This window comes from Oscillibacter sp. PC13 (assembly GCF_900115635.1).
In the GTDB taxonomy this organism is placed as follows: Bacteria; Bacillota; Clostridia; order Oscillospirales; family Oscillospiraceae; genus Oscillibacter.
In genome coordinates this window covers 17,780-28,400 of sequence record NZ_FOXE01000026.1, presented here as the reverse complement: position 1 = coordinate 28,400, position 10,621 = coordinate 17,780, and the positions used below count along the sequence as shown (strand labels likewise).

Below are 10,621 nucleotides of genomic sequence, written 5' to 3'. Positions count from 1 at the left end.
TATGCCAACATGAAGTACAAGTACGGGAATTGGCACTTTTGGTGTAGAGGGTACTATGTGAGTACGGTTGGCCGAAACAAGAAGGCAATCGAGCAGTATATCAGGAATCAGCTGCAAGAGGATTATACGGATGACCAGATGAGCATCCAGGAGTATATTGACCCGTTTACGGGTAAGCCAGTAAAAGAAGGCAAATAAAATCAAGCCCCTTTAGGAGCAGCCTGGAAAAGTCGTGCGGTTGGCAGACTTTTCGATGAGCCTATAGGCTCTGCCCAGGGCATGCCCCAAGGGGGCTTGTGCAAACCACCGGCACGGCCGGTGGTTTTGATTACAGGCTGCGGATTTGATTTTGAATCAGCGTACCCACAGTGTCTGCAAACTGGTCCAGAGAGCGGATGCGCGCAAAATTTCGCCCATAGATGGTATGGGCCGCGGGTACGTCTTCGTCATCTCCGGTAAATACACATACCACAGAGATGTCCTGATACAGCAGGGACCGAACCTCTGCGGCCGTATTGCCGATTCCGGCCTCGTCGGCGTACTCTAAAAGGCGGGGACCGTCCACCAGCTTGTTCACGTCATGGGGCTTGGCATCGGAGAGAAGGATAACCAGCTTGTGCTCACAGGGGGCATCCGCCATCTCCCGGCAAAGCGCCCGGATGGCCAGGCCGTCCCGGTTGCAGCCGGTGGTGAAATAGTGGAAAATCCGCTGATTCTGGTCTTTTTCAAAATAATCCCGGTATCGGGTGAGTATGGTGTATCCGCTGAGGGAACAGAAGGAGGACACCCGTACCGGGACGCCGCACCGGGTCAGACTCTCCGCAATCATATAACCCTGGGCGGCAACTGTCTCCTGACGGTCCAGCTGGGAGGTGGAACTGTCCAGCAGCAGGTCCACGCACAGGGTGCCGGGATCCGACTGCATGACACGGGTGAACACTTTGTCATCATCCAGATAAACGCCCCGCCAGATTCGCCCGGCATCCAGCGTGCCGACGGCGGAACGGATCACCGTGGGCTGGAGATAGGCCATCAGAGCGTTGCGGATTCTGGCGGTAAGCCGGAGAATACTGTTGCGGTTGCGGACGCTGTCCGCCTCATAGGCGGCCCTGTTTTTTTCCATCTGCTTCAAGGCCGCCCGCCGCTGGGAGCCGGCATAGCCGCGGACAGTGGGGTCCAGAACGGCGTCGCCTTTGGCATAATACAGATGGCAGCCCTTGTGTCCGTCCACGCAGAGGGCATCCTCCAGGGCTTTCACCTGCCTGGGAGGATACAGGGGGGTGCCGAAATAGGCGGCGATATAGGCCCGCAGCGCCTCCTCGCTCTGGGCCGCCGTCAAATCCGTAATCCGCCGCTGGGGCTGAGAGGCATCCTTGCCGCCGCCCTCGGAGAGTATATGTTCGCCGAAACCGTAGCCAAATCCGCGGACGGCGGGCAAATCCGCACGGTGCCGTTTGCGGAGGGAGAAGACACGCCGCTTCTTTTTTTCCTCCTCCGCTTCCCGGGCCTGGGTCTCCACGGGAACAAAACCAAAATAGGTACGAAGAAACCAAAGCGCCTGCTCCGTCAAGGCCGCGCCGTCCAAATCCCCCGAAAATTCCAAAGCGTCCAGTATCTCCTGGTCCCGGGGACGCAGCGCGGGCGTCTGACCCAGGGCACGTCGGAAGTGTGCCTCCTGCAGCACATCCAGCAGCCGGTCGCTCTCCGCTGCCCGGCTGAGTGCCAGCACCCGCCGGGCATAGCTCCGCCGCAGGGCGGGCAGGGCGGGGCGTCTGGCGGCTTCCCGCTGGTAGACGGCATTTTCCAGCCCCAGCCATACCAGCTGCTCATACAGACTCTCATCCAGACATCCATGGAAGCTGGAAAACAGAGTGTGCAAAGCTGCTTCGCCGCAGATCCGCCGGGCGGCGCCGATGATACTGTTCCAGTAGAGATCGGCCCGGCCGTTTTCGTCGTATGCCTTGAAGTCAGGAGTAAAGCTGTAATCCTCCGCGGCATTCCAAATCAGATTTTGCGCCCGGCGCTTTTCACTGTCCTGAATTTCCATCAGCAAACACATCCTCCGCCGTCAGATGCTCCGGCAGGCGGGTGTGGATGACGTCCTCCACCAGCTGCCGCTCGAAATCGTCAAAGGACTTGTTGACAAGGCCCAGCTCCAGGGCCCGTCCGCCCTCCAGACCCGCGTGCATCAGCTGCACGGCGGCCAACAGTCCCCGTAGATCCAGAGGCTTGGTGGAGAGCTCGCCGCCGTCACACTTTTTCTGGATGTCCTGGAAGAGCCCGGCGAATTGCTGGGCATAGGCATCCCGCAGCGCGGGGAACTCCCGCTTCAGCAGCTTTACCAGCCCCTCTGCGGTGATAGCGGGCATATCAATGACCACAAAACGGGAGGCCAGTGCCTCGTTCAGCTCCCGGGTTCCGGCATAGCCGTAGTTCATAGTGGCGATGAACCGGGTGGCCTCGTTCAGACGGATGCGGTCATAGCCCGGCATATCAATGGTCCGGCGAAAGTCCAGCGTAGCGTGAAGCACGGCCAGAGACTCGTTCTTCGCCATGTTGATTTCGTCCAGAATGCCAAAGCCGCCGCATTCAGCGCACTGGTAGATGGGACCCTTACGCAGGGATACCTCGCCGTCCCGGAAGGTATCGGTGCCAAGCAGTGTGGCGGCGTCAGTGTTGATATAAAAGGAAACATCCCAACTGGGGCGGCCAAAGACTGCGGCTAAATTCTCCGCCAACACGTTCTTACCGGTGGCCTTCGGTCCTACCAGCAGAAGATTCTGCCCGCAGAGAAGGGCCGTGATAGCCTCCTCCCAAATCTCTCTGCCGTAGTAGAGATACCTGGGCTCCGGAACCCTGTGCCGCAGAGTTTCTTCCGCCGGATACCGGGCACGAAAACACTTTACTTCCTCTATGATTTTCGGGCTGACGCCCTCATCCTGCAGAAAATCCAGCATAGGGATCCCTCCTTTTTGATTGCTTCTATCATATCACGTTTCCAGGTATTGACAAGCGCCCGGAGAAAATCTCCGGGCGCTTTTTTGTTAAGACTCCATCTCCGCCAGCGGAAAGGTAACGCTCCAGTGACCTTTTGTCAGGGAGGAGGCAGTGTAAAAATCTCCATACAGGGCGTAATTTTGCAGCTCTAACGGCTCTACGTCAAAGACATACTCTGTATAGTCCACCCGGGTGTCCGTATCTGTTCCGCCCGCAAAGCCCGCGCTGTACACAGCTTCCAAGCGGGTTCCGTCCCCGTCCTCCAGCCACAGGCGGCAGTGATTGTCAAGCTGTGCGGCATTGCCCCGGCAGACCTGGATGTGGAACAGGCCCTCCTTATAGCCGGCGGCGGTGATGGAAAGGCCTTCCGCCGGCTCGGCCAGCGGCGTGCCGGGCAGCAGCATGGGGGAGCGGTCCAGCAGGAATTTCCCCATCTCGCCGCTGTATCCGCCGCCGGTGCGGGCGTAATAGAGGCCCGATGGCCGTGTGTTTCCGGCGGCATCGTCCTCCGCGCCCCAAGCCGGGGCGATTTCTGCCTCCGACGTGCAGGCGGACAAATCGAGATCCACCGCTGCGTTCTCCAGAGTTTCCTTGCCGGAAAGGAAGCACCCTGCGGAGAAGGTCATCTTTCCGCCTGCGGGGATGGGGCTGCCGTCCATTGTCTCCACGGTGCAGAGAAAGGTAACGGTTCGGGTTTCCCCATCCCAGCCCGCCCGCTCACAGTGGCCGATTTGATCAAAGGGCAGATGAAAGGACCAGTTGTCAAAGAGATCCGTAGTTTCATCCACGGTACCGCCGGAGAGCGTGATATAGGCTTGTGCGGTGCTGCCCTCCACCCGGACGGTGGCCACCTCCATGGTGACGCCGCCGTCGGTGCATTGCATCTGCACCGGCTGGAACAGCTGAGCCGCAGCGGGGGAGACGGCATACAGCAGGGCATACCCCATTGGGGTCTGGGCTGCGGCGGGTACCACCAGAGCGGTGAATAACACAGCGGCCAAAATGGCGGCGATCAGCCGTTTCGGCAGGTGGCGGTGCACAGGGGCACGCTGCAGGACCTTTTGGATCAGGGTTTCCTCCGGAACAATCCGGTCATTCATGGTTCGGTATAGGCGTTCATTCATGGTACGATTCTCCCTTCAGCAGATACTCCAGCCTGGCCCGCCCACGGGCCAACTGGGAGCGGACGGTGGCAGGGCAAATACCTAAGATCTGGGCAATTTCACCCGTGGCATAGCCTTCATAGTAGTGGAGATGGATAACAATGCGGTACTTGCCCGGCAGAGACTGCAGTGCGTCCTCCAACTGGGACTCCTCCCGGGAAAGAGCCGGGAGTTCCGCTGGCAGCGGCGCGTCTTTTCTCCAGGGGGACTGCCACACGTTTTTGCAGCAGTTCAGCGTCACTCGGATGAGCCAGGCTTTTGCATGCTCTTCGTTGTCAAAGACCGGGTGGCTGCGGAAATACCGGAAAAACACTTCCTGAAACACATCGTCTGCGTCTGGTTTGGAGCGCAGTCGGGCGTAGGCCAGACGGTAGACGGTCCCGGCGTGGCGCCGCACAAAAGCCTCTGTGTTGTCCAGTGTCCTCACTTCCTTTCTGCATGGAATACCTGGAACGGGAGAAAAATGTTGTATGTACCATGAAAAATTTTGAAATGGCATAAAAGACTATTGCTGACGGCATGCAGTCGCCCCGTGGCCGTGCCTGCGATGTTCGGCGTACCGCGAAGCGGCGCATGCCGTTTTTATGGCTTGCTGCAGGCAAGCGATAAAAAATTCCCCGGATGGCACGCCATCCGGGGAAAGGGAAGCCGGTTTTATCCGATCAAGTAGGCATACTTGTTCAAAACCGTCAAAATAAATACCTCAATATCCGCGGGCAGATCGTTGGGTTGATCCAGATCCACGTTCGTCACCCTGCCGTTCAGCCGCACCAGGACCTTATGTCCGCCAAGCGGCAGGAAGCCGGCGTTCTTCTCGCTCTCAGAGAAGCCGTTGCCGTCCAGGAAGAGGGTGAACTTATCCCGGTAGGGGGCGGAGTCATAGGGGCAGAAGACAGCGCAGTTTCCGCACTCATTGCACATCCGGTCCACATGCAGGATCTGATGCCGTCCGTCCGGCAGCTCGATGACCACATTGGCACGGTTGGGACACACATCGGCGCAGACCTGGCATACCACGTTGCAGGTCAGGCACCGGTCACCTTCGCACTTGGCGGATTCGCAGAGAATGCCCTTCTTGGCGATGGCCTCCTCCCGGGTGGCTGTGGCCCGGACGGGAATGCTGTATGCGTGCGCCTCACCGAGAAGCGCGTTGGCAAAGCCCTGGGCGTCTGCGATGCCTTCCACCACGGTGGCGGGGCCGCGCATGGCGTCGCCGCCCACATAGACGCCGGGAAGATTCGTCTTGAAGTCGGGAATACCCTTGGCGTCCACTTCAATGCCGTTTTGCGTGAAGAGGTCGGAATCCACCCGTTCACCCACGGCGGAAATCACGGTATCGCAGGGAATCTCCACCCGCTCGCCGGTAGGCTCGGGCTTCCGGCGGCCCTTTTCGTCGGGTTCGCCCAGGCGCATCTTCTCACAGACTAGGCGGCCGTCCCTCTGCTCCACGGGGGCTACCAGCTCCAGGAACTGCACGCCGTCGGCGATGGCAAGCTCCAGCTCCTCTGCGTCGGCAGGCATGTATTTCCTTGTCCGGCGGTAGACCAGAGTGGAGGAGGCGGCCCCGGCCCGCAAAGCTGCCCGGGCGGCATCCATGGCGGTATTGCCGCCGCCCACCACGGCCACATGGCCAAGGGAGACGTCCTTGCCGGCCTTCAGATCCTTCAGCCAGCCGATGACGGGCACTACGTTGCCGGGAATATCCAGCTTACCGGCCTTCCAGGCGCCGACAGCGAAGAAGATATGGGTGTAGCCCTGGGCCTTCAGATCGGCTACAGAGGGAGCAGGGGTGTTCAGCTTTACCTCCACGCCCATCTTCCGCATCAGTGCCTCGTCCTTGTCGATGGAGGCATCGGGGATGCGCCAGGCGGGAATCACCTGGCGGACGATGCCGCCCAGGCGGTCGGAGCGCTCAAAAACAGTGACGGGAATGCCGGCCCGGCCCACAAAATAGGCTGCTGCCATGCCGGTGGGGCCGCCGCCGATGATGGCCACGCGGGCATTGGTGTCCGCCGGGGCGGGCTTGGTGAGCTTTCGTATCAGGGCGTCGTAGCCCTGCTCCGCTGCCACCAGCTTGGTGGCGCGAATCTGCACGGACTCGTCATAGTAGTTCCGGGTGCACTTGGTCTGGCACCGGTGGGCGCAGATGGTGCCGGTGATAAAGGGCAGTGGGTTTTTCTCGGTAATCAGTTCCAGCGCGGAGAAATAGGCACCCTTGCGGCACAGCTCGATATACTCGGGAATGTCCTGCTGAATGGGACAGCCGCCCTTGCATGGGGCGGTGAAGCAGTCCACCAGGGGAACCTTTTCATACAGCTTCCGCCGGGGCAGGGGCTTGATGTCCTTCAGATGGTATTTGTCCGTCCGGGCGGAGAGGGCCAGCGCCTCGATGGCGGTGACGTCCACGCCGGTGAAGGGACGGAACGCAAGGCCGTCCAGCTTGTCGCCAATCTGCTTGAACCGCTGGTAGCCGCCGGGCTTCAGCTCGGTGGTGGCCATGGTGATGGGCCAGATGCCGCACGCAAAGAGCTTGTCGATGTTGAACGCGTCGGCGCCGCCGGCGTAGGAAATGCGCAGCTTGCCGCCGAACTCTTTTGCGATGCGGGCCGCCATGGTGCAGGTCAGGGGGAAGAGGCTCTTTCCCGCCATGTACATCTCCTCGCTGGGCAGCTCGCCGGCCTTCACATCCACGGGGAAGGTGTTGGAGAGCTTCAGGCCGAATTCCAGCCCGCAGGATGCCGCCAGGGCCAGCAGGCGGCGGAACATGGGCACTGCATCCTCGTACTGCAGGTCCTCCTTGAAATGGTGGTCGTCAAAGGCGATGTAGTCATAGCCCATGCCGTCCAGAATGGTGCGGGCGGTCTCGTAGCCCAGAATGGTGGGATTGCACTTGACGAAGGTGTGCAGATGCTTTTTTTTAAGGAGGTAGCTGGCAATGCGCTCAATCTCGTCCGGCGGGCAGCCGTGAAGGGTGGAAACCGTCACACTGCCGGAGACGTGGGGCGTGATAGCGTCGATATAGGCGCTCTCCTGGGGGAAAAACTCCTTCAAAACAGCAATGCACTCCTGGAAGATGGGGGTGGCGGAGGCGTCGATCATACCGTTCAGGAAAGCGTCGATTTTCTCCCCCTGGATACCGGCCAGGTCATAGCCCACGGACATGTTGAACACAAACCCATTGGGGTCACCGAGACCATAGACCTTTGCCATAATTTTCAGAGCGCACCAGGCCTTCACATATTCCTCGAAGGCCTGCTGGACGTAAAGCTCCGTGCTCCACTCGCAGTTGTAGCACTCGTCCTCCGCCAGAATGCAGGGGCGGGAAATACAGGCGGCCAGCTCCGCACCGTCCATCTTCTGGACGGTCTTCAGCTCAAAGAACCGGGCGCCGCCGAAATACCCGGCAATGATGTTCTGCGCCAGCTGGGTGTTGGGTCCGGCGGCGGGGCCGAAGGGCGTTTCAATCGTCTCGCCGAAGATGGGCAGCTTCTTCACACCCGCCCGATAGGGTTTGTGAACGCCGAATACAGAGCCGTCCCGCTGATATTCAGTGGTGATCCAGGTCATCAATTCCCGGAAGGGAATGGGGGTCATCAGTTCAGACATCGGATATGTTCCTCCTATTTAATATTCCCGGTGGTTCAGGCGGCCCCACAGCCGCTTGCTGCTTTCCAGGATGTGGGCATTGACGGCCTCTTCGTCAATTTCGGTAAGGACACGGTCCCGCATCAGGATTTTGCCGTTGATCATGGTGGTCTGGCACTGGCGGCCCGTCATGCCGAAGAGCATGTGGCCGTCGATATTGGCATCGGAGAACGGGGTATAGGGCTTGTAGTCCATGACGATGACGTCTGCCGCCGCGCCGGGTTTCAGCACGCCCAGAGTGGGAAAACCGCACCGCTCCGCCATTTTGGCATTGTTTTTGAACAGCATGTCGGTGACCTCGCACCAGCCCACGCCGGGGAGGCACGCATTGTGCCGCTGGGAGCACAGGGCCACTTTGATGGATTCCAGCATGTCGTTGGTGTAGGCGTCGGTGCCCATGCCGATCAAAATGCCCTTTTTGTAGAGCTGCAGCACGGGGGAGATGCCAACGGCGTTGCCCATATTGCTCTCGGGGTTGTTGACGCACATGGTGTTTGTTGCCTTGATGATGTCCATCTCAGCAGTGTTCACATGGATGCAGTGGCCCAGAATGGTTTTTTCGCCCAGAATGCCGTGGTCCTGGAGCCGCTGAACAGGACGGCGGCCGTAGTTCTGGAGGCTGTCATACACGTCGTTCATACCCTCGGATACATGGATGTGGTAGCCGACCCGGCCATTGTTGGCTGCCTGCATCCGGTCAAAGGTCTTGTCGGAAATCGTGAACAGGGCGTGGCCGCCGAACATGGCCTTCAGCATATCGCTGGGATTTTTCTCACAGTAGTCGATAAAGTTCTTGTTTTCCTGGACGGACTGGAGGGACTTCTCCTCGCCGTCCCGGTCACTGACCTCATAGCACAGGCTGGCCCGCATGCCGAATTCCCTTGTCACCTGGGCAATCTGCAGCAAAGAACCGGGAATTTCACAGAAGGAGGCGTGGTGGTCAAAAATGGTGGTGACGCCCTGCTTGATGCTGTCAATGACCAGTGCCTGGGCGGAGGCTTTCGTGGCCTCCAGATCCAGATTCCGGTCGATATACCACCACTGGCCGTCGAGAACCTCATAGAAATTCGTGGGGTTGAAGCCGTCAATGGCAAGGCCCCGGGCCAGGGCGGAATAAATATGGGTGTGTGCGTTGATAAGACCGGGCATGATGATACCGCCCTTGGCGTCCACGAATTCCGCCTGAGGATACTTGGTCCTCAGATCGGCAGTTTTGCCCACCTCCAGAATTTTGCCGCCGTCCGTGACGACGCCGCCATCGGGATAGTAGCCGGTGCCGCCGGGATCCCGGGTGATGAGCTTTCCGTTTGCCAGTAAAATCATCGTAAAACCTCCTTATTTTCCCGCAGATAAGCTGCTTGCTGAATGAAAAAGAAAAGGCGTCTCAAACCGGCTTTGGCTTGAAACACCCATCAAAACGGAATGATAGGTGTCAGCCCGTGCGCGCGGCACTACGTTGCAGCTATCATTCTTTGCTTGTACTTGTATTGTAGCGTGAAACTTGCTAAAATGCAAGTGGAAAATTTGGAAGGGAATTTTGTGCACTCTGTTAAGCTGGCGGGAACTTTTTGGGGTGTATTCCGTCTGGATGGACAGAAAGAATGGGGGGCGGCAGGAATGAAAAAACTTTTGACATGGGTGCTGGCGGTTTTGCTGCTGGCAGGCTGCGGGGCGGAGAGAACAGACCCGCCGGCCGGAGAGTACACCATGCCGGAGAGCGAGATTGGCCAGAGAGAACCGGTCGGGAAATTCACGCTGACCACGGAATGGGAGAGCTACGACCCGTCCATAAATCAAGTATGGTTCCTGCTGACCAACGAGGGCGACGAGGATGCCGAGGTGGGGACAGAGTATGCGCTGGAGACACTGGGGGATAATGGAACGTGGTACCAGGTGCCTTTTGTGGAAAACGCCGCCTGGAACGCTATGGCGCTGGTGATCCCGGCGGGGGAAACCGCCGCGTTTCCCTGCAGCTTTTCCATGTTCGACTATGACTTTTCCAGCGGCGGCACTTACCGAATTGTGAAGGAAGGCACCGCCGGGGAGTTTACCCTCAAAGAGGGGGCTGCCGTCTCTGCAGAACGGCCCTATGGGTTTTCCCGCCTGGAAGAATTGCCGGATGATTACGGTGGTGGCACGGCAACGGAGAACGATGTGGTGTATACCGTGGGCGATGTGGAAAACGGCGGGGCCGTGGCGATATTTTTGGATAAGGTCCGCTTGGGTGTGCCCTGCCAACTGCGCACTGTTCAGGATGACGGCGGAGCGGCGGCCATGGTGACTGACACGATTTTTGAAAATGGCCACCTTCTCTGGCGGATGTGGAACGGTGGTGAGATGACGGAGGCGCGGTTTTCCTACATCGTCACCGACGGCGCGAACCTATATCTTTCCAACGGCGTGGACTGGCCCACGGCGGAACGATACGCCGGCAAGGAACTGGCCTGCCTGGTGCCCGAAGGCACAGCGGCGCCGGAGGCGGTGGACGCCGCCGAACAGATGACGGCGGACCGGATGGCGGGGAATGTTACCCGCTACCGGGTGTGGTCTGCCGACGGGATCTGGGAAGCGGCCTTGACGGACACGCCTACGGAATTTTTAGTCGGCTGGAAAAATCCGGGAGAGGGAGCCTGGGGCAAGACGTATGACCTTCAGAAGTGGGACGGGCTGGAAACCGCCATTTGGGGACTGGAGTGGCAGACGGACGGCAGACTGCTGCTGGTATGTGAGACGGCTGACGGCGGTTCTGCCCGGCTGGCGTTTGACCCGGAGACGGAGCGCCTGACGGCGTGCGAGCCCTGACAGATGCAGGAGAA

At 59.3% G+C, this 10,621-nt stretch carries 8 protein-coding genes; 2 read left to right on the top strand and 6 right to left on the bottom strand.

The window, feature by feature from the left end; all coding sequences use genetic code 11:
- The coding region (locus BMZ81_RS13150; protein ID WP_177187321.1) for a transposase at window positions 1–198 on the top strand (198 nt) is incomplete at its 5' end.
- Window positions 199–328: 130 nt separating this feature from the next.
- Here the strand turns inward: BMZ81_RS13150 and BMZ81_RS13145 are convergent.
- The 6 genes from BMZ81_RS13145 to ssnA all read right to left on the bottom strand — a co-directional run bounded on the left by BMZ81_RS13145 (window position 329) and on the right by ssnA (window position 9,128).
- Entirely contained in the window at window positions 329–2,047 is a 1,719-nt protein-coding gene (locus tag BMZ81_RS13145; RefSeq protein WP_143072786.1) for a vWA domain-containing protein, read from the bottom strand.
- Window positions 2,028–2,957 carry an AAA family ATPase gene (locus BMZ81_RS13140; protein WP_347498080.1) on the bottom strand — a complete coding sequence of 310 codons (930 nt, stop codon included), beginning with the start codon at window positions 2,955–2,957 and terminating at the stop codon, window positions 2,028–2,030. Before BMZ81_RS13140 ends, BMZ81_RS13145 begins: the two co-directional genes overlap by 20 nt.
- Before the next feature lie 87 nt (window positions 2,958–3,044).
- Window positions 3,045–4,121, bottom strand: coding sequence for a hypothetical protein (locus BMZ81_RS13135; RefSeq protein ID WP_091132850.1), 1,077 nt, complete (start codon window positions 4,119–4,121; stop codon window positions 3,045–3,047).
- On the bottom strand, window positions 4,114–4,587 hold the full coding sequence (locus BMZ81_RS13130) for an RNA polymerase sigma factor (protein WP_242942649.1): 474 nt from the start codon (window positions 4,585–4,587) through the stop codon (window positions 4,114–4,116). The genes BMZ81_RS13135 and BMZ81_RS13130 overlap by 8 nt, the downstream gene beginning before the upstream one ends.
- Window positions 4,588–4,814: 227 nt before the next feature.
- Window positions 4,815–7,766: a putative selenate reductase subunit YgfK gene (gene ygfK / locus BMZ81_RS13125; protein ID WP_091132846.1), complete on the bottom strand. Its 2,952-nt coding sequence runs from the start codon at window positions 7,764–7,766 to the stop codon at window positions 4,815–4,817.
- A gap of 18 nt (window positions 7,767–7,784) precedes the next feature.
- A complete protein-coding gene (gene ssnA / locus BMZ81_RS13120; RefSeq protein WP_091132843.1) occupies window positions 7,785–9,128 on the bottom strand; it encodes a putative aminohydrolase SsnA in 1,344 nt (447 codons plus the stop codon).
- Window positions 9,129–9,422: 294 nt separating this feature from the next.
- On the opposite strand from ssnA, the gene BMZ81_RS13115 reads away from it, so the two are divergent.
- A complete protein-coding gene (locus tag BMZ81_RS13115) occupies window positions 9,423–10,607 on the top strand; it encodes an immunoglobulin-like domain-containing protein (protein WP_143072785.1) in 1,185 nt (394 codons plus the stop codon).
- Window positions 10,608–10,621: the final 14 nt, after the last annotated feature.

Bases quoted from the DNA above. Each gene is read 5' to 3' on its own strand.
- BMZ81_RS13145 (WP_143072786.1), bottom strand. From the start codon at position 2,047: ATGGAAATTCAGGACAGTGAAAAGCGCCGGGCGCAAAATCTGATTTGG.
- BMZ81_RS13140 (WP_347498080.1), bottom strand. From the start codon at position 2,957: ATGCTGGATTTTCTGCAGGATGAGGGCGTCAGCCCGAAAATCATAGAG.
- BMZ81_RS13135 (WP_091132850.1), bottom strand. From the start codon at position 4,121: ATGAATGAACGCCTATACCGAACCATGAATGACCGGATTGTTCCGGAG.
- ygfK (WP_091132846.1), bottom strand. From the start codon at position 7,766: ATGTCTGAACTGATGACCCCCATTCCCTTCCGGGAATTGATGACCTGG.
- ssnA (WP_091132843.1), bottom strand. From the start codon at position 9,128: ATGATTTTACTGGCAAACGGAAAGCTCATCACCCGGGATCCCGGCGGC.
- BMZ81_RS13115 (WP_143072785.1), top strand. From the start codon at position 9,423: ATGAAAAAACTTTTGACATGGGTGCTGGCGGTTTTGCTGCTGGCAGGC.